A 25,608-nucleotide genomic window follows, 5' to 3' on the forward strand; every position below is an offset into this window, starting at 1 on the left:
GTCAATCAGTATTTAAAGAGTCCGGTCTTAAATAGTATCAAAAAAAAGTCTGGATTTTTGCAGATCGCTTCATATAGTTACATTTTATTTCTCTGTGCCCTTTGTGCTTCAGTGGTTTTATTCTTTTTTAACGAACCGCAGAGGCGCAGAGAACACAGAGTCAGAGAGAAAATGTCACTTTTGACGCAGTAAATCCGAAATATTGAGGTGCAAAGATGTAAATAACTTCATCCTTTTCAACAAGGATATGTTAAGACAATACGAGATAATTGCACTACCAGATTATGCCCATAGATTTACGGGAATTTTATCAGGCTAGCGATCCCAGCAGAACTCTGTTTGTCAGCAATAGCTCTGATGGCAAGTATTACATAGATTTTTCCTCGGTACGAGGTGGTGATATTCTTGGCAAGCTGAAGCAGAAAATTACTTTTTTTAAGCCGAATGAACCCACTTGCACTTTATTTACTGGGCATATTGGTTGTGGAAAATCGACAGAACTATTACGGTTACAGGCAGAACTGGAAAAGTTAGGTTTCCATGTGGTCTATTTTGAGTCCAGTGATGACCTGGAAATGACCGATGTTGATATTGCTGATGTGCTGCTAGCGATCGCTCGGCGTGTAAGTCAAAGTTTGGATAAAATTACACTGGAGTCACCCAACAAGTTTAATGAGTTGCTGCAAGGTGCTTGGAAGGTCTTAAACGCTGAGGTGACGGCGGGAAAAGTTAAGCTTCCGGGGGTTGGTGATGTCGGTTTATCGGCAGATAAAGATAAGTTTTCTCTGTCTGTGGGTATTGGTGAAATCACCGCGAAGATGAAAAATGACCCAGCGCTGCGAGAAAAACTCAATCAGTATTTAGCACCGCAAAAAACTAAGCTACTGGAAGCGATTAATCAAGAATTATTAGAACCTGCGATCGCTAAACTCAAACAGCAGGGTAAAAATGGTCTGGTGGTAATTGTCGATAATCTTGACCGCATAGATAATCGTGCCAAACCTTGGGGTCGTCCGCAGCAAGAATATTTATTTGTCGATCAAGGTGAGTTTTTGACGAAGCTGAATTGTCATCTCATCTACACCATGCCCTTATCTTTGAAGTTTTCCAACGATTATGGAATGCTGACTCAGCGTTTCCCAGAAGACCCCAAGGTGTTACCAATGGTTCCTATCCAATGGGCTGATGGCAGCGTTCATACACAGGGAATGTCACTCATGCAGCAATTGGTACTAGCTAGAGCTTTCCCTGATTTGACACCAGAAGAGCGTTTAAATCAAGTTACTGAGATTTTTGATAGTGCTGCTAGCCTTGAGCGTTTATGTCAAATGAGCGGTGGTCATGTGCGCGATGTGCTGAGGCTGCTGAATACTTGGATTATGGAAGAAATGAGTCTTCCTTTAACCCGTGAAACCTTAGAGCAAGTTATTCGTTCGCGGCGGAATGAAATAATGTTGCCGATTTCTGAGGATGAGTGGCAATTGTTACGTCATGTCAAGGAAAGGAAAAAGGTGAGTGATGACCAGGGATATCAAAAACTGATCCGCAGTCGGTTTGTCTTTGAATATCGCGATAGTGGCGAGTCTTGGTTTGATGTTAATCCCGTTTTGGCAGAAGCCAGGGAGTTGAACCTTTCTTAACGGTAGGGTGTGTTACGGCTTCCGTAAGCACCATCTCCGGTTTCCGGTGCGTTATGCTTCGCGGTACACACCCCACATCTACTATTCGCCCTGGCTTTTTTAATCCAAAATCCCAAATTCCAAATTGGTATGACAGATTCACAGCAACCTGAAAATGAAAAGGGATTGCAACAATTAGCTTGGGCGATTGAGTCCTCTGTGGGACAGTTTAAGCTGATTTTGGCCCGATGTAATTATGTTAGTTTGCGCGATCGCTTAATCTCCAGACTGCAAGAAATTTGTCAAGTCGAAATTTGTGTCTTGGCGGTGCAGCAATCGAACAGAACTCTTTATACTGCGATTCAGGAAGAATTCGGCGAACAAATACCAGCCTGTGTAATGGTTGTGGGTTTAGAATCAGTGCAGAATTTGTCTGTAATGTTAACTTCTGCAAATCAGGTGCGGGAAGAGTTTCGCAAGAATTTTTCTTTTCCCTTAGTATTCTGGATTGACGATGAAATCTACAAACAACTAATACAGCTTGCGCCAGATTTGGAAAGTTGGGCAACTACGAGAAATTTTGATATATCAACACAACAATTAGTAGATTTTGTTATCCAAACGGCTAATCAATGGTTTACCAATGAATTAAATTTTAGCGTCAATGTATATCTTAAACTGGAAGATGAGCTAGAAACAGCACAAAGAGAATTACTTAAAAAGCCAGATGTTTATAATTTAGAAATTCAAGCTAATTTAGAATCTTTGTTAGGTTTTATCAAACAGATAAATAATCAAAAAGATTTGGCGCTACAGCATTATCACAAAGCTTTTGAGCTATGGCAGCAAAGTAATAATATAGAACATCAGATAAAAATCCTCGGTGAAATTAGCTTTTGTTATTATCTCAAAGCTTTTAAACATCAAGATATCAATCATCCCGATTGGCAAGTGACTTGGCATTATATTCAAGAGTATATAAATTGTATTAACCAGTTACGAACTCCAGATTTAACTGACTTTTCACCTAATCTGGAAAAGTTAAGGCGAAACCTAACCCCCCAACTCCCTTCCCTATTAAGGAATGGGGAGAATTCAAAGCCTCTCTCTTTGCAGGAGAGAGGTTTGGAGAAAGGTTTTCCATATTCTCAACCAGATTTAATTGCTAATGCAGTAGTTAAATTCGGCGATATCTTGCGAGACTTGCAAAAGTGGGAAGCTTTGCAGAGTCTTACAGAAAAAGCTTTAGTAGTACATCAAACTAATAACCAGCTAAGGGAATTAGCCAAAGATTACGGCTTTTTAGCTGAGGTGGCTTTGGCTAAAAAAAATTGGGTTGAAGCAAATCAGCTTGTTCAGCAAGCCTTGAAAGTTTTTATTACAATTCCCAATGTGGAATCAGCGAGTATATCAGGGGTTGGATCTGAGATTTCCGAAATAGATATAAAATCAAAAGATTTGAGTTTATATCGATTTATTTTAGGTCGTTCTCAATACCATTTAGGTCAACTTCAACAGGCAACTCTCAGCTTAGAAACTGCTAGAGATGTGGGTAATCCTTTAAAAAATGTCAGACTTTACTTGGATATTATCAGATTTTTGCAGCAGCTTTATTTTGAGCAGAAAGAATATCTCAAAGCATACAAAATCAAACAGCAACAGCGTTCCATTGAACAACAATTTGGCTTGCGGGCTTTTATTGGTGCGGGTAGGTTAGAAGCGACAAAGCAGGCATTTGTAGAGACATTGCGCTCAAACTCTCCTCAAGGAAACATTGCCCCAGAAATTGCTGCATCTGGTCGCCTGTTGGATGTAGAACGTTTGATTGAACGCATGGGTCGCCCTGATTATAAGTTGATAGTAATTCATGGGCAATCAGGTGTAGGCAAAAGTTCCCTGGTGAATGCGGGACTAGTGCCAGCTTTAAAGGATAAAGCGATCGGTGTTCAAGATTATATGCCGGTGGTAATGCGGGTTTATACTAACTGGGCGGAAGAGTTGGGGAGGCTTTTGGGGAATGAAGGGGATGAGGGCAGGGGGCAGGGGGCAGGGGGCAGGGGAGAAGGGGATGAGGGGGAGTTAGAACTTCAAGTTTCGACCTTTGAACTTGGAAGTTCACCCTCAGAAGGTCAACGTTCATCCTCAGAAGGTCAACGTTCACCCTCAGAAGGTCAACGTCCACCCTCAGAAGGTCAACGTTCACCCTCAGAAGGTCAACTTTCATCCTCAGAAGGTCAACGTTCACCCTCAGAAGGTCAACGTCGAGCCTCAGAAGGTCAACTTCCACCCTCAGAAGGTCAACTTTCACCTTCAGAAGGTCAACTTTCATCTTCAGAAGGTCAACTTCCACCCTCGGAAGGTCAACTTTCACCTTCAGAACTCGGAACTACGCAATATTTAATATCCAAACTCAAAGAAAACGAACAGTGTAACCTCCGCACGGTGTTAATTTTCGATCAATTTGAGGAATTTTTCTTTGTTTACACCGAACCTGCGCAAAGAAAGCAATTCTTTGAGTTTCTGGGAGAGTGTTTGAATGTTCTATCGGTGAAAGTTATCTTATCGCTGCGGGTGGATTACATCCATTACTTGCTGGAGTGCAATGATTTGTCCAGTCTGAAGATTATTGGCAATGACATTCTCAGTAATAATGTACTTTACAAGTTGGGGAACTTCTCACCTGCTGATACCAAGTCAATTATTCAGCGTTTAACTGAAAATACTAGTTTTCATTTAGAACCTGCTTTAGTTGAACAACTGGTACAAGATTTAGCCGGAGAATTGGGCGAAGTTCGTCCTATTGAGTTGCAGGTTGTAGGGGCGCAACTGCAAACGGAGAATATTACAACTCTGGCAGAATATCGGCAGCGTGGCACTAAGGACGAATTGGTTAAGCGTTATTTGCATGAAGTTGTTAATGATTGTGGTGAAGAAAATCACCAAGCAGCAGACATATTACTGTATTTGCTGACGGATGAAAAAGGAACGCGCCCTTTAAAGACTCGCGCTGAATTGAAAGCAGATTTTGAGCCGTACTTCTCGGAGATCCCCCCAACCCCCCTTAAAAAGGGGGGCTTTATTCTTTCAACCCCCTTTTTAAGGGGGTCGCCGCAGGCGGGGGGATCGGAAGCTAGGGCGAAACAAGCTTCTGAAATCAGTAAATTAGATTTGATTTTAGAAATTTTTGTCCAATCCGGCTTAGTGGTTTTGCTACCAGAAAACCCCGCCGACCGTTATCAATTAGTACATGACTACATCGCCGCTTTTATCCGCCAGCAACAGGAACCGAAGTTAAAACAGGTGATGGCGGAACTGGAAAAGGAACGAAAAGAAAGAAAACTGAGTGAGGCGAAACTAAATAGCTTTCTCAAACGCGCCCTTTTTGGTACTGTGGCCGCAGGTTTAGGATTTGCTGCTTTAGCAGCAGCAACATTCCAGTGGTCACTAGAGGCAAATGTTAATCAAATTAGCGCCATCAATACTTCTTCTGAAGCCTTTGCTGTCTCTGGACAATACCCAGATGCTTTAATAGCAGCCTTAAAAGCAGGTAGCAAACTCAAGCATACAATTTGGGCGCAGCACAGAAGCGATATCTTAATGCAAACTGTGGCAACTTTACAGCAAGCGGTTTATTTAAAGCCAAATGAAAAGAAAGAAAACCGTGCGATCGAAGTGAATACTTTAGAAGGTCATAGCAGTACGGTCATTAGCGTCGCCTACAGCCCCAATGGACAACAGTTAGCTTCTGCTAGTGCTGATAACACGATCAAAATCTGGGATGTCAGCAGTGGTCAACTCCTCAAATCCCTGACTAGTCATAGCAGTACCGTCAGAAGCGTCGCCTACAGCCCCAATGGACAACAGTTAGCTTCTGCAAGTGATGACAAGACGATCAAAATCTGGGATGTCAGCAGTGGTCAACTCTTGAAAACCCTGACTGGTCATAGCAGTACGGTCATTAGCGTCGCCTACAGCCCCAATGGACAACAGTTAGCTTCTGCTAGTTTTGACAAGACGATCAAAATCTGGAATGTCAGCAGTGGTCAACTCCTCAAATCCCTGACTGGTCATAGCAGTACCGTCTATAGCGTCACCTACAGCCCCAATGGACAACAGTTAGCTTCTGCTAGTTTTGACAACACAATCAAAATCTGGGATGTCAGCAGTGGTCAACTCCTCAAATCCCTGACTGGTCATAGCAATTACGTTATTAGCGTCGCCTACAGCCCCAATGGACAACAGTTAGCTTCTGCTAGTTTTGACAAGACGATCAAAATCTGGAATGTCAGCAGTGGTCAACTCCTCAAATCCCTGACTGGTCATAGCAGTGAGGTCTATAGCGTCGCCTACAGCCCCAATGGACAACAGTTAGCTTCTGCAAGTGATGACAAGACGATCAAAATCTGGGATGTCAGCAGTGGTCAACTCCTCAAATCCCTGACTGGTCATAGCAGTACCGTCTTTAGCGTCGCCTACAGCCCCAATGGACAACACTTAGCTTCTGCAAGTGCTGACAAGACGATCAAAATCTGGGATGTCAGCAGTGGTCAACTCCTCAAATCCCTGACTGGTCATAGCAGTGGGGTCATTAGCGTCGCCTACAGCCCCAATGGACAACACTTAGCTTCTGCAAGTGCTGACAAGACGATCAAAATCTGGGATGTCAGCAGTGGTCAACTCCTGAAAAGCCTGACTGGTCATAGCAGTGTGGTCTTTAGCGTCGCCTACAGCCCCAATGGACAACAGTTAGCTTCCGCTAGTTTTGACAAGACGATCAAAATCTGGGATGTCAGCAGTGGTCAACTCCTAAAAACCCTGACTGGTCATAGCAGTAGGGTCTTTAGCGTCGCCTACAGCCCCAATGGACAACAGTTAGCTTCTGCTAGTTCTGACAAGACGATCAAAATCTGGAATGTCAGCAGTGGTCAACTCCTGAAAACCCTGACTGGTCATAGCAGTTTTGTCACTAGCGTCGCCTACAGCCCCAATGGACAACAGTTAGCTTCTGCTAGTTCTGACAAGACGATCAAAATCTGGAATGTCAGCAGTGGTCAACTCCTGAAAACCCTGACTGGTCATAGCAGTGTGGTCACTAGCGTCGCCTACAGCCCCAATGGACAACAGTTAGCTTCTGCTAGTTTTGACAAGACGATCAAAATCTGGAATGTCAGCAGTGGTCAACTCCTCAAATCCCTGACTGGTCATAGCAGTCAGGTCATTAGCGTCGCCTACAGCCCCAATGGACAACAGTTAGCTTCTGCAAGTGATGACAAGACGATCAAAATCTGGGATGTCAGCAGTGGTCAACTCCTCAAATCCCTGACTGGTCATAGCGATGCGGTCATTAGCGTCGCCTACAGCCCCAATGGACAACAGTTAGCTTCTGCAAGTTATGACAAGACAATAATTTTATGGGATTTGGATTTCGATAATTTATTACTTAGTGGTTGCAACTTGCTAAATAATTACTTCATTGGCCATCCAGAAGTGTTAGAAGAGTTGCAATCGTGCCAAACTCCATCTCGTTTGGCGCAAGGGGCGACAACGTTAGTCATCCAAGGTGAGAATTTAGCGCGAAATAATGATATTAATGGTGCTGTTAATAAGTTTGGCAAAGCGCAGCAGTGGAATAATAAATTAAAGTTTGATTCCCAGGCGAGAGCGAAAGAGTTGGCGAATCAAGCCAAGGTTGAATCAGAGTCGAACTCACGTTAAAGATTATCAAGAAATAAATTATCCAAAGTCTTTTGCAAGACGAGCATCCTTTGTGAAGCAGGTTGAGAAAGCAAATAGAGAAGTGGTCATTTCCCCCTGCTCTCGTTCGGCTACGCTTACGGCAAGCCTGTCCCCTGTCTCTTCGTTGAGCTTTTACCAAATTCGTTGCATATTGAGTACAAAACCAGGTAAAGTACCTTCCCCGTCAAGAATTTGAGGTAATTTTAAAACGTCCACATCCTGTCCTGGACGATAAATTTCTACTTCCTGTTTTTTTCTGTTTATCAACCAACCTAGACGACAACCATTTTCGATATACTCTTGCATCTTATTCTGAGTTTTTTTCAAGCTGTCATTAGGTGAGAGGATCTCGATAACAAAATCAGGACAGATGGGAATAAATTTTTCTCTTTGCTCTTTAGTCAAAGCATCCCAACGAGATTTTTCTACCCAAGAAACATCTGGAGAACGGTCAGCCCCCGAAGGTAAAGTAAATCCAGTTGATGAATCAAAAACTTCGCCCAATTGATTTTGGTCGTTCCAGAACCATATTTGAGCGTTAATAGCAGAATTACTTTTTCCTGTTTCTCCTCCTGTAGGCGGCATTATAATCAATTCTCCTTGGGCATTGCGTTCTAATTTTAAATCGGGATTTTCTACACACAATTGATAAAATTGCTCTCTTGTCAGTTTAATTACAGAATTGAGGTTTAATGTAAGTGCTGTCATAGGAGTATCTCCCGTTTTTGTTCGCTGAGTGGGCTACAAACCTATATCCATTTTGTTCTACACCACAATCAAAGGGGATGAAATAGTAACTTACAGTATTTTGGTGCAATGCCTCAGCCGTAAATTAACCTCATCACTCCAACCCGTTGTCCGTACAGGCGGACAAAACTTTGTCTAGCCGCGAATTGGATTGGCCTTGGCTGCGATCGCTCCCATTCAATAGGGCTAAGTGTGACTTTACCCATAAGTTTGCCGCGACTGGAACCATAACTTTGCCGTCAACAACACTATAACCCTCATTCTTGCGTCAGCTAATTTTGGATGAAATTGACAGTTTGGAACCATAAATTTGCCGCTAGTCCAAATTGGAAGGATAAGCTTGCCGTGAGTCCAATCAAGCATAGAAAGCAGGAAAGCACCGAATTTTTCTAGAATAGAGCAGAAGCGGTTCATGCTGGTATGGGATAGAAACTTTCGGCTATCTCTCTGTTCTGAGTAATTACTGGAGTATTGGAAGCTCCTCCTAATCAGTGAGAACATTGCGAACAATAGCCTAAGCTGCCACTCTAACCAAAGTAGTTGGCGATGAGGGCAATTTTGCACAAGAGGATGTTGATGTATTAAACAAACTCTGACATTTTTAAATTTTTCTGGGAATTTCCATCTATGGTAGCCATATTACTTCATAGTGAGGAATATGTAGACTTAACGTTTAAGCTGAGAGGCGCACCGATTCCTCTTGATAATGGTTATGCTATCTATAGTGCTTTGTCCAGGATTTGTCCTAGCCTTCACGAACTAAAGTCTATTGGTATTCATCCGATTGCTGGAATACCGGACAGGAACAATTTGCTTGAACTCACTGCTCAATCTCGTCTAAAAATTCGGATTTATCATCAACAAATTCCTTTAGTTTATCCTTATTTAGCGGGTCAAGCTTTTCATATAGATAAAAATTCCTATCAACTAGATATTCCCGACTACAAACCATTAATTTCTTCAGAAAGTGTCTATTCCAGATTAGTCATAATTAAAGGGTTTCAAGACTCTACTAACTTTCTTGAAGCTGTGCAACGGCAACTGGATAATTTAGGAATACAAGGAAAAATTGAACTTCTTACCCGACAAGATGGAACGCCTCAACGAAGACAATTAACCATCAATAAACAAGGAAAACAGTTTAAAGTTAGAGGATTTGGCATAAAAATCAGCGAACTCAACCCAGAAGATTCCTTAACCTTGCAAGAACAGGGAATTGGCGGGAAACGAAAGATGATGTGTGGAATATTTGTCGCAGCGACTCGCAGCAAGGAAGAAGAGGAGACCTGATCATGGTTGCTACCCAACCCAAAATTTCCCTATCTCTCGACGCTGCGGATACGACAATAATGCACCGCGTGGGAATGACGGGGCTTTACATGACTTTAAAGCGGTTAGAAAAGCAATATCCCTTATCTCGTCAACGGGGAGGACAGATATCATGGTTTTTGACTGCTGATACTATTGAATTATTCTGGCAAGGGAATGATTTTGTTGCCCTATCTTGGTTAATTAAGAAGTCTTTTCAACTAGATGATACAGGTTTAATTCATTTAACAGGATTAGACAATGATGCAATAGATTTCAGTCAGAAAATCCATATTCATGAGGGAATATGTGCTGTTTTCCTGCGTCTTAATAAGTTTTATCAAGCAGGAGAGATAGTTAACACTGAACTAACAGTTGAAGAAAAAACAGTCGAGTATCAATATAAATCCCTAACTTGGTACGCACATCAAACCTTTGCAGAGAAGTTATGTGAGGCAGATACCCAACAACTCAGACATGATTATATTCAAATAACCAGTTGGTTGTATTTAGGGGGAATTGTTCGCCATGCTCGGACGCAGAATACTACAAAACTAGAAGAGAAACCTGAATACGCTTTAGCATTATTATTTGTACCAGTAGTTTGTCATTATTGCTTAATTCATATACCATCAGAAGACTTGAAGGAAAGGAAACCCCATCGCTATCTAGTGGTGATTCCAGAAATCAAAGATTTTGAAGATGCTTCTCAAAGGAGATGGCGATTACAGCAATTAGAAATTAAACAGCTTCATGTTAGTAGCCTTGGGGAAGCAGGATTACTTTATTACAGCTTAGACGATATTCACACTGAAAGCGGCTACTATCAAGCTTGTCAAGTTTGGTTATATGAAAAAATGAATCAAGCTTCTCGTCAAAGGACATTGATGAGTATAGAAGAAATTAAAATTAATAACAATACTTTAACTACTTATCAACAGGTTCAAAAATACTTTCAAACCAATTATCAGAAGATTAGACCTAAGCAAATTTTTATTAAAGTGAATCCGATTCGTTCCCTGATTGCTGATAATTTAGTGAAAGGAATCCATTGGTGGTCTAATTTTTGGGAAAAATTGGTGATAGAGGATTCAAAAGGATATTTATTTAACCAGTTATTTTCCAATGGAAAAGGATTCATAATAATGGCAGAGAACAGTGAAGAAGACAAGCAGTATCTTATTTTTATTAAGGTATTTCAGCAAGCTATGAAGGGTAACTTTGCTAAAATGTATGCCAAAACAGAGTCAGGAAAAGAGCCTCCAATTAAGAATAAAGTTGAACGATTAAGGGCAGAGTTAAACTATTGTTATGATGAATTGTCGTTTAAGGAATATTTATCCGACTTTTTAGTAAGAGGAGGATTAAATAAGTATTTTAATCAGCATCAAGAAGAAATTTCACTACTAATTAAAAAATCACCTTGGCAAGAACTAAGAATTTGGTCATTGTTAGCGATCGCCGGTTATAAACCCAAAGATAAACCGACCGATACTGATGATAATTTATCCTTAGATAATCAAGAATTAGAAAAAATTAATGATGAGCCAGAATAAGAGTATCAATAATATCCCCAATTATTATCTTTACGGAACAGTTCTCACTCGTTATGGGTTAGCGTCCTTAAATCATGACATGAGACGAGGAAATAAGACTACTCTGCAAAAAGGCTATTGGAATGGTAAAATTCATTCTTTTGTAGGTTCAAGTGCAATCCGTTGGGCGTTACGTTTTTATCTTCAAAAGCAAGGTTATTTGGTTAATCGAGTTTGGGATGAGAACGAAAATATTAATCGGTTAACAAGTGAAGATTTCGATCCAGAACAATTTTATGATGACGATATTTTTGGGTTTGCTTTATTAGAGTCTGCTGAAACAGAGGAGGAGACTTCAAAAACAAAGAAAAAAAATAAACAAACAAAAGTTAGTACTCCTAATCAACGAATGGGTGCTTTAGGGATGAATATGGCTGTTTCGCTAACGCCTTATGATGGCGCACTCAAGTTAGGGGCAAAAAGTGGCAGAGAAAAGGATAGCACATCGCTCCATTTTACAGAATATCATGCAACTCGATATCAATATTATTTTGGAATTAATGCCACTCATCTCAAAGATTTTTCACGGATTTTACCTGTGATAGATGGGATTATGAATCTGCCCAAGGTAGGAGGAAGTAGTAATGTTTTTAATTATCCTTTCTGTTCCGATAGTTTTGTATTTCAATGGACAAATCATTTTGCTTCGTATATTTCCTATTGTTTTGAATATTGCGATCCTAAGAGCAAGGAAGCAAAATTTACAAAAGAGTTTATAGATGAAGTGGAATGCGGACAGATTGACCCTAGTAAATTGTGGATTGGGGGAACAATTGTTAAGGAGTTACAGCAATTAAATAATTTTGATGATTCTCCTTTTAAAAAGGCGCATATTTATCGTAATCGAAATGAACTGATTGAAAATTTGAAAACAGTTATTAAAAGAGATTTGGGCTTAGAGGAATCAAAATGATTGCACCATTAATTCTCTATTTGGATGTTCCATTTACGACTTTTCGGGAGTCCCATGCAAGGGAAATGGGAAAAACCTATCCTGTTCCTCCTCCAGCGACAGTGTATGGAATGTTGTTGTCTTTGGTAGGGGAAACGAATGTCTATCGCCACTGTGGGGTCGAATTGGCGATCGCAATGTTATCTAGCCCCAAGAAGTCACGAATTTTGCGTCAAATGAGACGGTTTAAGAATGCTGATTTTAGCCATCCAGAGAATGTTATTCCTTGTTATCAAGAAATTTTGTCTAATCTGAAGTGTTTGATTTGGGTTCGTTCTAACGGAGAGAAGATACAACCAAGTTTAAGGGAGAGGATACAGTTAGCGTTTGACCATCCTGAGCTAGTAAGACGTTTTGGTTGTTTATTTTTGGGAGAAAGTGACCAGTTGATTAAAACGATTAAACTTGTCTCGGAAGATTATCTAGAGGGGGTGAGACAGTGGGCGATTAGGGATAATCAAGGCAGGTTAACTTTACCTTATTGGGTTGACCATGTGGGGTCAAGAAATACCCGATTTTTGAGGTATCGGATTGAGGAAATGCCAAGCTCACCACCTCCTGATTTGGCATGGACGATGATTCAATACTTCAATTTGACAAGTACCCTTGCTGGCCAGGGGAATTGAGGGTAAAAAATGACGGAAAGGATTACAGGGTTAAGGGATATAGCCATTTAGATAAAGAAAAAGGTGCTTGCAAATCCTTGAAAGAGTTAGAGGGATTGAGTTTTAGAGGTTGAAGAAATACAAGAAATTGATAAGTTTTGTCTTTTTGGGGTCTCTGGCTGAGGGGTACTTGTAAAATTGTGAGTGAGCCTTCATCATTCAAGGGTTTTAGCCTTTGCTGTGAGTCGTAGCTTTATGCCGTTAGGCGTTGCTCAATTCCCAGAGTTTTTGGAATATATGCAACAGGTTGATGAGTCGTGGCTTTATGCCGTTAGGCGTTGTTCAAATATTGAGGTCAAATTACTGACTGCGATCGCATAAGCCCTTCTGAGAAACTTTATCTCGAGGGCTTTAGTTGCAGTTCTGTTTAGTTTTGCAGACAAGAAATCACCTAATCGCCTATGGTCTTCCTGACTAAAATTGCTACCAGCAAGGGAGTCATCAAATAGTACTTGCCAACCATTCGATCTAACACGTTTCGCTTGAAACCATTTGTTTTCCAGCGTATAAGAATATTTTGCCCTGTTGGAGTAAACCATCTATCCCTGAGTTGTTGCTTGCTCAGATTTACCATAGTTAGCAAATCTTCTTGATTTCCTCCTGTATCTAAGTTCACTCCTGCATTTATAAAGAATTCTGGGGTAATTTCTTGAGTCTGATTATGAGATTGCATGGATAAACTGGACTACTGCGATCGTCTTATGTTCCAACGGTGCTAGGTTATCAAAACCCGTTACCAAATTTCATCCTTCTGAGAGCAAACTTAACGCAAGCGTAGTTTACCGCCGTAGGTCTTACCCTAAGCCGGTCGTTGGGCATCGCTCTTACTCGTTTGTGCTGTGAAAAATGTTTCACAGAGGCTGCCAATAAAGGCGATCTTGTGCTATAACGCTCAAAAATCCCAGTTTTACTCACTCTCTGCTTCAATACCGTAATCTGCAAAAAAAGCAGAAATAGATATGTTCAGCGCCTGTGCAAGCTTTTCTATATTTTTTAGTGAAGGATTACGAGTCCCTGTTTCGATACTGGAAATGTAATTGCGATGAAGACCAGCCCTTTCAGCTAACTCTTCTTGAGAAAGGTCTAATTCTCGTCGTCGCCGTCTAATAGCTTTGCCAAAGCGATATTCAATATCTGGATCTTGGTTTTTTTGCCTCACAGAACCATCGTGAGGGAGTGTAGATAATTAATCTATACACAATAAGTTGAGTTTTGCACACTATATGTTAATTTAAAAATATTGGTGCAACGCTATCCGCAATAAATATGACGAATACATTTCCTCAGATTCCGCCAGTAGCGATGCCAAAAGTAATTCCCAGCGAATTCCCTCAGCAGAGATTTCATCTCGGTGAATGGGTGCGATGGTTTCAAGTACCCAACGGTGACTTTGGCCGCGTCATCGGAGTAATCTACACGCAACAAGCCAGTTGCATTGCCACTGGCTTACATTACTTGGTTCTTTTAGATGAGCGCAGCCCCTCTCGTAAAATTTGCACCTGCGACTTCGCTTTCGAGGAAGATATCGAACCCCTGGATAACTCATTCTTGGAAAGGCTTCAGGGCAATCATGTCTGAAGCTCAACAACATCAGCAGTTGCTAGAACTGCACAACCAAATGTTCATGTCCCCCCAAGATTTTAGCTATCGTTGGGGATTGGGTTACGAAGAATTAGCAAAAATCTGTGCCATCTCTAAATCTACGGCTTATCACTGGTTGGGTGGACAAGCCAGCCGCCGAGAAGCTGGATTACCTTATCAGAGAATTATGGCTGTGGCTGATTTTCTTTTCGCTAACGCCGAAGTAATTAACCCTCTGTTGGAACAGTGGCATAATTCTCCACCACCAAATTAATTCTTCAGTTTTTGCAAATTGACAAAACTTTTCTCCATCACCTTGACTGGCATAAAAAATAGGTAGTAGGGTCAATTTATCGTCACCTGCCTACCCACTGCTCCATGAACCGCTCCACCAATGACTCCTATTACTTGCCCTCCAGTATTGAATTGACCCAAAGCCATGTCCTGATTCATCGCATGGCAATCCCTCTCAAAAATGCAATCAGCTACTTAAAACAATTTCCCCAGTCAGAATATGAGGATATTTGCCGGGACGCTTTTGAGTTAGGATTTCTTTGCTTGCAAACTGCTCAAACTCGTCATGGCAACGAATTAATTAAGCAGCAGATGGAATCCTTATTGGTGGAGTTTCAGCAGGCAGTCAAGGTAATTGCAGAGTCTTTCCAGCAGGAATTAATTAATCAAGTAGGGACAGATAATGGTCAATTATTAGCTCCACTGCAAAATCAAATTAATCTGACTTCAGCCATCCTCACTGAAAAACTCAATAGCGTCAGTACTTTACTTACACTCGAAATTGATCCCGCCAGAGAAACTTCTGTTGTTGGCCGCTTTCTCTCTTCATTACGTCAACTCTTAGATGCCAAACGCTCTGATTCCATTCAAGGCGCATTTAAAGCAGCATTAATAAATGCGACTAAGGAAAATGGTACTCTGTCCGCGGCAGTAAAAAATGTGGTTTCTGAGTCTGTGAAACCATTAACCGAACAAGTGGAAAAACTGACCAGAGAAATTCGAGATCAACAGGTGACACAACAAGTACTTGAGCAGACAACTGCAAAAGGCATCAACCATGAAGAGTTAGTGGTTGTCGAACTACGAAATTGGTCAAAATTGAGTGGAGTAGAGGTGGAGCATATTGGACGTGATGGAGACACTGGCGATATTCTCCTAAAGTTCACCAGTAAATCGTTAGTTGTAATTGAACTGTCAATAGTGATTGAAGCTAGGAAACGACCTTCAAAACCTTTTGGTCGCCAAGCAATCACTCAACATTTACAGTCAGCAATGATGCGGCGTTCTGCAAATTCGGCAATTTTTTTAAGTTATTCCCGCGAGGGATTAGCTCAAGAAATCGGTGATTGGGCAGAGGGAGTTTCTGAGTCGGGTTATTGGATTGCCACAACCCATCCATTTTTAATCATTGCTATCCGCTTTTTGGTGATCCAGCAAAGGTTAAATAAATTGCGTACCTTTGAATCAGAACTGGATGTAACTGCTGTTGAACAACAAATTCAGCAAATCCGCACAGCTTTGGGACGAATCAGAACTATCAAAAAATCTCTCACAGAAATTGGGAAGGGTGTATCTGTAATTAAAGTTGAGGCAGATGCGCTGAGTACAGATATTCAATCAGCGCTAAAGTCAATTGAACAAACACTGAGTTTCGTTCCAACTGAAAGCTAGCATATTGTGTGTTAATCTTACGTTGCTTAGATACCACTTCTTGGCGGTGCTAATGATCGCCCAGTACGAGAGATAAATGACCAACGGACAAAACGGACAAAAGAAAAAATTAGAAACTCAGCTTTGGAATATTGCCGATTCGCTACGGGGCAAGATGAACGCCGATGAGTTTCGGGATTATTGCTTAGGGTTTATTTTCTATAAGTACCTATCCGAGCGTCAGCATCTTTACGCTAATGAAGTGTTAGCGGAGGATGGCATTGACTTTCTGGAGATTGATGAATCTTCGGAGGAGGGGCAAGAATATTTAGAGGTGATTCGGGAAGAGTCGATTGCCACGCTGGGATATTTTCTGAAGCCGTCAGAGTTGTTCAGTTCTTTAGCGGAGCGGGCATTAGGGGCGAAAAAAGCCCATGAAGAAAATTTGAGGGATGAGGATTTTGAGTCGTCAAATTTTATTTTGGATGATCTCGCCCAGGTGCTTAACAGTATTGAACGCTCCACAATGGGCAAGGAAAGTGAGGAAGATTTTGATCATTTGTTTGAGGATCTGGATCTGAATTCGACGAAGTTGGGGCGGACTCCGAAGGCGAAGAATGCTTTAATTGCCAAGATTTTAGTGCATCTGGATAAGATTGATTTTCGGTTGGGAGACACCGAGAGCGATGTTCTGGGGGATGCCTATGAGTATTTGATTGGGCAGTTTGCTAGTGGTGCAGGGAAAAAGGCAGGAGAGTTTTACACGCCGCAGCAGGTGTCTAAAGTATTGGCGAAGATTGTGACGACGGGAAAGGAGCGGCTGAAGTCAGTTTATGACCCGGCTTGTGGTTCGGGTTCGTTGCTGCTGCGGGTGGCGCGGCAGGTGAAATCAGTCGGGGATTTTTACGGACAAGAAATGAACCGCACGACTTACAACCTGGCGCGGATGAACATGATTTTGCATGGGGTGCATTATCGAAATTTTGATCTGCGCCAGGAAGATACGTTAGAGAACCCCCAGCATGAGGGTATGCGGTTTGAGGCGGTGGTGGCGAATCCGCCGTTTTCGGCGCAGTGGAGTGCGAATAAGCTGTTTGAGTCGGACGATCGCTTTAGTCAATATGGGAAGTTAGCCCCGGCTTCTAAGGCTGATTTTGCCTTTGTGCAGCACATGCTGCATCACCTAGATGAGAACGGCATTATGGCGGTGGTGTTGCCCCACGGGGTTTTGTTTCGAGGAGGTGCGGAGGGGCATATTCGCCAGTATTTAATCAAGGAGCGGAATTGGTTGGATGCGGTGATTGGGTTGCCTGCGAATATTTTTTATGGGACGAGTATCCCGACTTGTATTCTGGTGTTGAAAAAGTGCCGGGAATGTCCTGAAGATGTTTTGTTTATTGATGCCAGTGCCTATTTTGAGAAGGCGAAGAATCAAAATTATTTACGGGATGAGGATGTTGACAAAATTATTTCCACTTATCGCCAAAGGATAGAGGAGGAAAAGTATAGCTATCGCGCCCCATTAGCGGAGATTGCCGAGAATGATTTTAATTTAAATATTCCGCGTTATGTGGATACGTTTGAGGAGGAGGAGGAGATTGATCTGGCGGCTGTAGCGGCAAAGTTGAAGCAGTGCGATCACGATATGGTGGTGATCGATGAGGCGATTAAGGGGTTTTGTGATGAGTTAGGGATCGATGCGCCGTTATGAGTAAGAAGTTAAAGAAAAAAGTTCCTCAGTTGAGATTTCCTGATTTTAAGGATAATTGGGAATCTAATTATCTCGATCAAATTGGCGACTTAAAAAATGGTTTTAACGCAGATAAACAAGCATTTGGATCTGGCGTAGAATTTGTCAATTTAATGGATATTTTTGGCAAAAGTGAGATACAAAAGACATATCTTGAACGAGTAGAAATTCCAGAAAAACAATTAGAGCAATACAAAATTCAAAAAGGTGATGTCTTATTCGTCAGATCCTCAGTAAAAAGGGAAGGTGTTGGTCAATCATGCCTAGTAAATGACCATTTTGAAGATACTATTTACAGTGGGTTTATCATTAGATTCCGAGAGAAATCTAATACTCTTTATCATCTGTATAAAAAATACTGTTTCGCTGAATCATCATTTAGAAAAGAAATCTTATCTTTTGCCACTTCTAGCGCTAATACGAATATAAATCAAGATTCATTATCTCAAATCTTATTATTTTATCCCTCGATCGCTGAACAAAAAAAGATTGCTAGTTTTTTAGGGGCTGTCGATCGCCGTTTAACCCAACTCCGCCGCAAACAGGAACTCTTGCAGACCTACAAACGCGGCGTAATGCAAAAAATCTTCTCACAAAAAATCCGCTTCAAACAACCCGACGGCTCCCCCTTCCCTGCTTGGCATTTTAGTTCATTTTATGACTGCCTCAATGAGGTTGTGGATTTTAGAGGTCGTACTCCACTTAAGTTAGGTATGGAATGGGGAGGTGGTGATATTCCTAGTCTTTCAGCTAATAATGTTAAAAATGGCTATATAGATTTTCAGGCAGAATGTAATTTAGCGTCAGAAGAATTGTATGAAAGATGGATGAGTGAAGTAGATGTTAGAAAAGGAGATATTGTTTTTACAATGGAAGCTCCTTTAGGTAATGCAACACTAATTCCAGATTCTCGAAAATACATTCTTAGCCAGCGTGTAGTTCTATTTAAGACAAAATTAAATATCAATAACCATTTTCTTATTCAGCTTATATGGAGTACTGTTTTTCAAAAAATGTTGCAATCTTTATCAACAGGTACTACAGCCAAGGGAATAAATCAAAAATCACTAAAAAAAATAAAGATTCACTATCCTAGTATTCAAGAACAAGAAAAAATAGCCAACTTCCTAACCACCATCGATCGCAAAATCGAAACTCTCTCCCGCCAAATCGACCAAACCGAACAATTTAAAAAAGGCTTACTCCAAAAAATGTTTGTGTAATGGGGTGTTTGGGGAATATTAGAAACAGAGTAAAAAGCCATCTGGTAAACGTCTATGTCGGAATCTGAAGCACAACTGGAACAAAAGCTGATCGATCGCCTAACTGGACTAGGTTACGAACCCGTCACCCTTCGCAATGCTGAAGATTTCAAAGCCAACCTGAAAGCCCAACTGGAAAAACATAATAAAGCCCAACTAGAAAAGTATAATAAAACCCAGTTTAGCCACGAAGAATTTAAGCAAATCCTCAACTACCTCGACAAAGGTAACGTCTTTGATCGCGCCAAACGCCTGCGCTAAAACATGAAACTCAACTGCGACGACAGTACCACCTTTCACATTAATTTGCTCAACATCGAACACTGGTGTCAAAACCAATACCAAATTACGAACCAGATCAGCCAGCAAGGCAAGTACAAAAACCGCTACGACGTAACCCTGCTGATTAATGGTTTGCCTCTCGTCCAAATTGAACTAAAACGCCGAGGGTTGGGACTTAAAGAAGCCTTCAACCAAATCAACCGCTACCAGCGCCACTCCTACGGTGCAGACAATGGGCTATTCCAGTACGTCCAAATATTCGTTATCTCAAACGGTGTCGATACCCGCTACTACGCCAACAACCGCAAACAAGAATATAAACAAACCTTCTTCTGGGCAAACCAAGACAACACCCTGATTACCCAGATCGAAGACTTTGCCGATAGCTTTTTGGAGAAATGCCACGTCTCCAAAATGATCTGTAAATACATTGTCCAGCACGAATCCGACAAAGTGCTGATGGTGCTACGCCCCTATCAATACTACGCAGTAGAAGCGATCATTGAGCGAGTCAAGGATACCGATAAAAACGGCTATATCTGGCACACCACCGGATCAGGCAAAACCCTCACCAGCTTCAAAGCTGCCCAAATTCTCACCCAACTGCCCAAAGTGCATAAAGTGCTGTTTGTCGTCGATCGCGCTGACCTCGACTACCAAACCAGCAAAGAATTTAATGATTTTAGCGAGGGATGCGTAGACACCACTGATAGCACCAAACAACTCGTTGACCAAATAGCTGGGAATAGTCGCCTGATCGTCACCACTATCCAGAAACTCAACCGAGCCATCAAATCCCAACGTCATGAAGCTGCAATGGAAGGCTTGAAAGATAAGCGCATTGTGTTTATCTTTGACGAATGCCACCGTTCCCAATTTGGCGAAACCCATAAAAATATCGTCAAATTCTTCACCAAAGCCCAAATGTTTGGCTTTACCGGGACTCCCATCTTTGCCGATAACGCTGCCAGTAATCAACACGGTAAACGCACTACCAAAGACCTATTCCAAGAATGTCTGCATAAATATGTGATTACCAATGCGATCGCTGATGAAAATGTTCTGAAATTTTCCGTCGAGTATTGGGGTAAACTCAAACGCAAAGATGGAACACTCATTACAGAGCCAAAATTAGACCGAGAATTCTTTGAAAATCCCGACCGAATTTCCCTGATTGTTGATTGGATTATTGCCAACCATAACCGTAAAACCCACGGCAGAAAATTCTCTGCTATGCTCTGTGTCAGTAACGTAGATACCCTAATCACTTATTACGAAACGTTTAAAAATAAACAGAAACAGGGATTACATGATCTACGGGTCATTACTATTTTTACCCCCAGCGATAACGAAGAAGACGAAGACGCAAACGGCTTAATCGGAGAACCTGATTTCAATATCAGCACAGATACGAGCAGCCGCAGCCATAGCCGCGACAAATTGAATAAATTTATCGCGGACTATAACCAGATGTATCAAACCCAACATTCAGCCAAAGATAGTCAGGCATTCTATGCCTACTACAAAGATATTTCCAAACGAATGAAGGATAGGGATCGGGAAAACTTTCAGGATCAGGAACGTGCTGATATTCTGTTAGTCATTAATATGTTTCTTACGGGTTTTGATGTTAAGAAACTCAATACGCTCTATGTCGATAAAAATCTGAAGTACCACGGGTTAATTCAAGCTTACTCCCGTACTAATCGCATTTTGGGCGAACTTAAATCTCAGGGTAATATTGTTTGCTTTCGCAATCTTAAGGAGAATACCGATCAAGCAGTTGCCCTCTTTTCCGATCCCAATGCTAATGAAGAAATTTTCATTGAACCTTACGAATACTACATTGAGAAATTTAATGAAGGTGTGCAAGAACTGAGAGAGATCGCCACTATCCCTAACGATGTCAATAAGCTTATTAGTGAAGACGACCAAGTTGAGTTCGTTAAAGCCTTTCGTAATCTTATCCGTTTACAGAATGTAAGTAAATCATTCACTGAATTTAGTTTTTCCGACTTGAATCTGGATGAACAAACCTTTGAAAATTATAAAAGCAAATATCTGGACATCTATGATAAAACGCGATCCAAACCCGATGACGAGAAAGAATCTTTGGTTGAGGAAGTCGATTTTGAACTGGAACTGATCCAGCGAGACGAAATCAATGTCGCCTATATTCTCAAGCTGGTGGCTAAACTCCAGCGAGTTCGGCAAGCAGATGTCACGTCAGAAGAGTACCAGAGCCAAAAAGCCTCTATCCTGGAACTCATTGGTAAGGAAACTCAATTACGAAGTAAACGGGATCTGCTGGAGAAATTTATCGAAGAGCGGCTACCCACCCTCGAACCCGAAGAAAAAGTCGAAACCGTCTTTCAAGACTTCTGGACTCAAGAACGTGTTGAAGCAATTCAGCAACTCTGTATAGAGGAAAATCTCAAGGTCGAAGTTGTTAATCAAATGATTGCCGACTATAAATTTTCAGGAAAAGAGCCATTAAGAGAAACTGTGCTGAGTGCTTGTAACGAAAAACCCAAATTATTAGATCGTAAAAAAATCTTTGCGCGAGTCGTATCAAAATTACTCGATATCATCAACAAATTTGATGACGCTCTTGGTGAGCTTGGGGAGGAAGAATAAAACAGTTCTCAAAGCGATCGCGTCCCAGTGCGTAGCAACAAATAAAGCGATCTCCCTCCTGTTCTCAATCCTAAGTAAAGCGATCGTCAATTGCCCCTCACAAACCACCTGCTTTTGACAATTATTTGTCTATCGCTGTGTCGTTTTGCGATTGCTGTAATCGATGTGTTGTTGCTTCAAGCTTTTGAATCGCTTCATTCAGATCAAGCTCGATTAGTACTTGTAGAGAGTGTCCACTCGGCTTGCCCTTTCTCCGAGCAGCCTCATCCAGTAATGAATCCCGAACAGATTTTAGCCAATCTAATTCCTCAAGTAATTTTTCATTGTTGCCATCGAACTTATATCGTTCTTTTATTGCATAACCAATAGTCATCTGATGTTCAAATTTGAGTTGTAGTAAGCCTTCTACAAATTCAGTTGTTTTTATGTCTTTCAATATAGGTATTTCAGCATATCTCAGTCCTGGCACACCCCAGTCATGCGAGTTATTTAAGGAAATTATGTCATGGAATTTCCATTGTTCGCTTTGCATGATAGCAAGTAGGTCTCTCCTAAGATCAGGCAAAATCTCAACCCTTGCTAACTCTTGAGCTTTTTCAAGGTATGTACAAAAATCTTGAAATTCTTGAAGTTTTGCACCTTGAAAACTAAGCCCTTTGTATGCCCCAGATATACTGTCAGCCATAGAAACTGAATAAGATGCCAGTTTTGATTGATTATTATTTCTCAGCCAATCAATAAAGAGCTTTGAACTAGTCAAAATTTCTTCTTTGGTTTTTGAATATAGCCCGATGTCAGAAAAATAGAGTAGAAGCCCTGTTACATGCTTTAGAACTCCGAGATCGGAAAATTCTGTGTCTTTGTTTAAGTATTGTGTTTCAACTTCATTGAGCAAAATAATAAATTCGTCATCACTAAGATGATGAAAATACCATAGCTTCATCCATTTAGGTGTATTTTCATCTTGAAAATATATACTGCTAGCAAGTGATTGATTGAGTTCTTGTAAATCTAAGATGCCTTTATCAAAAAAAGTATGCCACCATCTTGCGCTAGGAAATGGATCGTACAACCTTAAGGAAGGATATTTCCTAATTACTTCCTGAAGTGTTTTTCCTTCGCTATCATTCTGCCCTGTATCTGAATTAGTGAACCCAGGTTTAATCTCCATCCTCATATTTGCAGATTCTTGTAGCAAACTGCTGATATCTTTAGGCAGCATTTTCCCACTTCTGATTTCAATTGAAAAAGGCACAAGGAACCTTAAAATTTCTTGAAGGAGTTCCGGCTTATTCTTCGCTTTTTCTGGTAGTACATGAAAAATCCTTTCAAAATTTAAAACAACTTGCTTTAAAGTTCTTAAATTTTTGCATTTTGCTTGCTGGTATAAGTCTTGGATTAATTCAGTATTGTCAGACAATAGCTTGCTAGCATCTTGATTTTTTACCACTTGTAGAAAGTTTTCGAGTACCTTGTCAAATTCTAGGGAAATTGCAAGAGTTTGACCAATTACTTTTTCTTTGAACACTTTGTAATCGTCTTTCTTTAGCCTTTCCTCGTCGGCAATAATAATTACTTTTAACTCTTTTTGTTCTACAAAACTGTTGATATACCCCAGTATGTTACCAAGGGGTATATTGCATCGCTCTAAATCATCAAAAATTAATATACTTTGATCAAGATTTGTAAAAAGCTCAGTAAGCTTTATACTTGGAGTTGTAAGATTTAATGTTGCATCATTATTTACATCTAGTTTTAAACTATTCTTTAAAACTTGTGTAATAAGATTTCTTCCTATCGCCACTGGCTTGGATGCTAGAAAAGGAATTTGTTGTTGCAAGAAGGCTTCTTCTATTTCAGAAAATGAAGTCACTCCATTAAGGCTGACATACAAGGATTTCCGCTTTTTCTCCCTTAAGCTTTTGCAGTACCTTTTGATGAACCATGTCTTACCAGATCCCCACTCTCCTTTAAGTAAAACGGCAAATCCAGGCGGATCAGGTAAATTACAGTAATAGTCTAAATACTCTGTGACATCGCTGTTATCTGACGGGTTATGCTGTGTCATGTTGCTTACAAAATTACTAAAGTTAATGCTTTCTCGTCGTTCATCTTGGCAGCGATCGCCATGACAATAAAAAGCAAGCTCTTAAGATACGTACTTTTTTCTAGTATCAGTCGGATGATTCTATCCCATATTTTCAGTAATGGAAAGCGATCGCACTCCCTGAAGCCAAACACAAAGAAATTTCTCTAGCGAAATTTCCCTAGCAGCAAAATACTCCTGAAACGTTAGGTGAAAAAGGGAATAATACCGATGTAACCGGAATTGATATCAATCTTTATTTATACTAAACTTCTATAACTTTAATTCCAGACTAAAATTCCCGAACAATATCTTGCCCAATTCCTGAAAGTCTGACCCAAACAACTGGGATACACTAATCTTCGCCTTCTCGCACACAGGAATAATCAACTTCACCAAATGATAAGGTTGACTTTGATTTGTTGTTGAGGCTATCCTCAACGACTCCATAAGTCCCCCTAAATCTCCCAATAACTTCACATCCTTGCCAATTGCTTGTTCAAACACAAACAAAATTAATTGTAATTTTCGGGTTAACTCGATGGGGATGGGTTCATATCCTAATTGGGGAGTCAGTGCAATTAATTCACTAATTCCTTGAATATTAACTCGATATTTCTCTATTTCTTCTTCGCCTTTAATTTCTTGTCCTAACCACCCGTAACAACGAGAGCAAAATCCCGCAGGCGAAAACTTAGCCATCACAGGTAAACGCGAACCACAATGAGGACATTCTTCTATTAATCGCTGTTTGTGAATCAAACAAAATTCTACATCTTTAAATGACCATAATAATGGTTCATAGATAGTTTTGTTATCCTGCTTCCACTCTTGCCAACAACAAGGACACCAAGCGCGATAGTTCCGAAATAATCCCTTGTCATAAATCAGTCCTTTCCAGCTTAAAAGGGTCAAAAAGCGTAAATCCTGACGCATTGTTAACTCTTCTAAGACAGTGACTAACTTTCCTGTCATTTCTCGCATTCCGTTGATAGTCGGTTTAGCATCGCTATTTCCCAATAAGTGACTCAGATTTTTTGCCAATAGCTCAGATTTATCCTCATCTTTGAGAATAAGTGGCGCAATCTCTCCCATAACGAGCTTTTGAGATGTTAAACAGTGCGCCTGTGCCAAACGATGGAGATAGCTACTAAGACTTTCTGCGTAGGGAGTTCCCACTACCACAGGTTTAAGAGAGAATAACCGACTCCGTTGCGGGATTTCTGGAGGTTTTAGGTTCCAATGTTCTAAGTAAATAGTCATCCCTCTTGGATTAACCTAAACGCTAGTACTTTAGTTTTAACAGCCAAATTTCAGAAATTAGTTTCCGATTCACTCTTAACCTCAATGCCGTAATTAACAAAGAAATCGGAGACAGATATCTCCAAAGCTGCCGCTAACTTAACAATATTTTTCAACGAAGGGTTACGCTCTCCGGTTTCAATTCCTGAGATGTAGTTCCGATGAAGCCCTGACCTTTCAGCCAGTTCTTCTTGGGATAAATCTAGCTCTCGCCTTCGCCGCCTAATCGCTCTGCCAAAGCGGTACTCAATAGTGAAGTGTTTTTGTGTCACTAAACAATACTGAACTAGTATCGCCGTTAAATCTATCTACTACCAGTGGACTTTTGCACACTATGAGTGGTATAAAAGGTAAGTAATATAACATCACACAAGCAAGTTCCTAACTTTATGGCCTTATTTTGATAGATTCATAAAATAAA

Annotated in this window: 22 protein-coding genes; 14 read left to right on the top strand and 8 right to left on the bottom strand. The window is 40.8% G+C overall.

Annotated elements, in window-relative coordinates; translation table 11 throughout:
- Positions 1–284: 284 nt before the first annotated feature.
- Positions 285–1,640 (top strand): ATP-binding protein, encoded by a 1,356-nt coding sequence (locus ACR5KR_RS21550; protein WP_448267949.1) that lies wholly within the window; start codon positions 285–287, stop codon positions 1,638–1,640.
- A 129-nt stretch (positions 1,641–1,769) separates the two neighbouring features.
- On the top strand, positions 1,770–7,334 hold the full coding sequence (locus tag ACR5KR_RS21555) for a WD40 domain-containing protein (RefSeq protein WP_448267950.1): 5,565 nt from the start codon (positions 1,770–1,772) through the stop codon (positions 7,332–7,334).
- A 153-nt stretch (positions 7,335–7,487) separates the two neighbouring features.
- Here the strand turns inward: ACR5KR_RS21555 and ACR5KR_RS21560 are convergent, their stop codons facing one another.
- Together ACR5KR_RS21560 and ACR5KR_RS21565 are read right to left on the bottom strand one after the other, a co-directional pair.
- The gene (locus ACR5KR_RS21560; protein ID WP_448267951.1) at positions 7,488–8,063 is read right to left on the bottom strand and encodes a Uma2 family endonuclease; all 576 of its coding nucleotides are present in this window, start codon (positions 8,061–8,063) and stop codon (positions 7,488–7,490) included.
- Between the two features lie 113 nt (positions 8,064–8,176).
- Positions 8,177–8,308: a hypothetical protein gene (locus ACR5KR_RS21565; RefSeq protein WP_448267952.1), complete on the bottom strand. Its 132-nt coding sequence runs from the start codon at positions 8,306–8,308 to the stop codon at positions 8,177–8,179.
- 421 nt (positions 8,309–8,729) lie between these two features.
- On the opposite strand from ACR5KR_RS21565, the gene cas6 reads away from it, so the two are divergent.
- The 5 genes from cas6 to ACR5KR_RS21590 all read left to right on the top strand — a co-directional run bounded on the left by cas6 (position 8,730) and on the right by ACR5KR_RS21590 (position 12,943).
- Positions 8,730–9,392, top strand: a complete 663-nt coding sequence (gene cas6, locus ACR5KR_RS21570; protein ID WP_448267953.1) for a type I-MYXAN CRISPR-associated protein Cas6/Cmx6 — start codon at positions 8,730–8,732, stop codon at positions 9,390–9,392.
- 2 nt (positions 9,393–9,394) lie between these two features.
- On the top strand, positions 9,395–10,966 hold the full coding sequence (gene cas8a1, locus ACR5KR_RS21575) for a type I-MYXAN CRISPR-associated Cas8a1/Cmx1 (RefSeq protein ID WP_448267954.1): 1,572 nt from the start codon (positions 9,395–9,397) through the stop codon (positions 10,964–10,966).
- Positions 10,950–11,918 (top strand): CRISPR-associated protein, encoded by a 969-nt coding sequence (locus ACR5KR_RS21580; protein WP_448267955.1) that lies wholly within the window; start codon positions 10,950–10,952, stop codon positions 11,916–11,918. The genes cas8a1 and ACR5KR_RS21580 overlap by 17 nt, the downstream gene beginning before the upstream one ends.
- Positions 11,915–12,583, top strand: a complete 669-nt coding sequence (gene cas5, locus ACR5KR_RS21585) for a type I-MYXAN CRISPR-associated protein Cas5/Cmx5/DevS (RefSeq protein WP_448267956.1) — start codon at positions 11,915–11,917, stop codon at positions 12,581–12,583. The genes ACR5KR_RS21580 and cas5 overlap by 4 nt, the downstream gene beginning before the upstream one ends.
- Before the next feature lie 183 nt (positions 12,584–12,766).
- Positions 12,767–12,943: a hypothetical protein gene (locus ACR5KR_RS21590; protein WP_448267957.1), complete on the top strand. Its 177-nt coding sequence runs from the start codon at positions 12,767–12,769 to the stop codon at positions 12,941–12,943.
- A 70-nt stretch (positions 12,944–13,013) separates the two neighbouring features.
- Here ACR5KR_RS21590 and ACR5KR_RS21595 read toward each other — a convergent pair whose 3' ends face one another.
- On the bottom strand, positions 13,014–13,295 hold the full coding sequence (locus tag ACR5KR_RS21595; RefSeq protein ID WP_448267958.1) for a hypothetical protein: 282 nt from the start codon (positions 13,293–13,295) through the stop codon (positions 13,014–13,016).
- A gap of 234 nt (positions 13,296–13,529) precedes the next feature.
- Positions 13,530–13,781, bottom strand: a complete 252-nt coding sequence (locus ACR5KR_RS21600; RefSeq protein ID WP_229461300.1) for a helix-turn-helix domain-containing protein — start codon at positions 13,779–13,781, stop codon at positions 13,530–13,532.
- Positions 13,782–13,888: 107 nt separating this feature from the next.
- On the opposite strand from ACR5KR_RS21600, the gene ACR5KR_RS21605 reads away from it, so the two are divergent.
- From ACR5KR_RS21605 to ACR5KR_RS21635, 7 genes are all read left to right on the top strand, one after another.
- Positions 13,889–14,200, top strand: a complete 312-nt coding sequence (locus tag ACR5KR_RS21605; RefSeq protein ID WP_448267959.1) for a hypothetical protein — start codon at positions 13,889–13,891, stop codon at positions 14,198–14,200.
- Entirely contained in the window at positions 14,193–14,477 is a 285-nt protein-coding gene (locus ACR5KR_RS21610) for a hypothetical protein (protein ID WP_094340309.1), read from the top strand. The genes ACR5KR_RS21605 and ACR5KR_RS21610 overlap by 8 nt, the downstream gene beginning before the upstream one ends.
- A gap of 134 nt (positions 14,478–14,611) precedes the next feature.
- Positions 14,612–15,889 carry a hypothetical protein gene (locus ACR5KR_RS21615; RefSeq protein WP_448267960.1) on the top strand — a complete coding sequence of 426 codons (1,278 nt, stop codon included), beginning with the start codon at positions 14,612–14,614 and terminating at the stop codon, positions 15,887–15,889.
- A gap of 76 nt (positions 15,890–15,965) precedes the next feature.
- Complete coding sequence (locus ACR5KR_RS21620; protein WP_448267961.1) at positions 15,966–17,579, top strand: type I restriction-modification system subunit M; 1,614 nt, start codon at positions 15,966–15,968, stop codon at positions 17,577–17,579.
- Positions 17,576–18,841, top strand: coding sequence for a restriction endonuclease subunit S (locus tag ACR5KR_RS21625; RefSeq protein WP_448267962.1), 1,266 nt, complete (start codon positions 17,576–17,578; stop codon positions 18,839–18,841). Before ACR5KR_RS21620 ends, ACR5KR_RS21625 begins: the two co-directional genes overlap by 4 nt.
- A 54-nt stretch (positions 18,842–18,895) precedes the next feature.
- A complete protein-coding gene (locus ACR5KR_RS21630) occupies positions 18,896–19,141 on the top strand; it encodes a hypothetical protein (RefSeq protein ID WP_448267963.1) in 246 nt (81 codons plus the stop codon).
- A 3-nt stretch (positions 19,142–19,144) separates the two neighbouring features.
- Positions 19,145–21,799, top strand: coding sequence for a type I restriction endonuclease subunit R (locus tag ACR5KR_RS21635; RefSeq protein WP_448267964.1), 2,655 nt, complete (start codon positions 19,145–19,147; stop codon positions 21,797–21,799).
- A gap of 121 nt (positions 21,800–21,920) precedes the next feature.
- On the opposite strand, the gene ACR5KR_RS21640 is transcribed toward ACR5KR_RS21635, so the two are convergent.
- The 4 genes from ACR5KR_RS21640 to ACR5KR_RS21655 form a co-directional block, all read right to left on the bottom strand.
- Positions 21,921–23,867, bottom strand: coding sequence for a P-loop NTPase fold protein (locus ACR5KR_RS21640; RefSeq protein ID WP_448267965.1), 1,947 nt, complete (start codon positions 23,865–23,867; stop codon positions 21,921–21,923).
- Between the two features lie 5 nt (positions 23,868–23,872).
- Positions 23,873–24,040 (bottom strand): hypothetical protein, encoded by a 168-nt coding sequence (locus ACR5KR_RS21645; RefSeq protein ID WP_448267966.1) that lies wholly within the window; start codon positions 24,038–24,040, stop codon positions 23,873–23,875.
- A 118-nt stretch (positions 24,041–24,158) separates the two neighbouring features.
- A complete protein-coding gene (locus ACR5KR_RS21650) occupies positions 24,159–25,148 on the bottom strand; it encodes a TniQ family protein (RefSeq protein WP_448267967.1) in 990 nt (329 codons plus the stop codon).
- 50 nt (positions 25,149–25,198) lie between these two features.
- Positions 25,199–25,459 carry a helix-turn-helix domain-containing protein gene (locus ACR5KR_RS21655; protein ID WP_448267968.1) on the bottom strand — a complete coding sequence of 87 codons (261 nt, stop codon included), beginning with the start codon at positions 25,457–25,459 and terminating at the stop codon, positions 25,199–25,201.
- Positions 25,460–25,608 lie beyond the last annotated feature (149 nt).

This window comes from Nostoc sp. DSM 114159 (assembly GCF_053470285.1).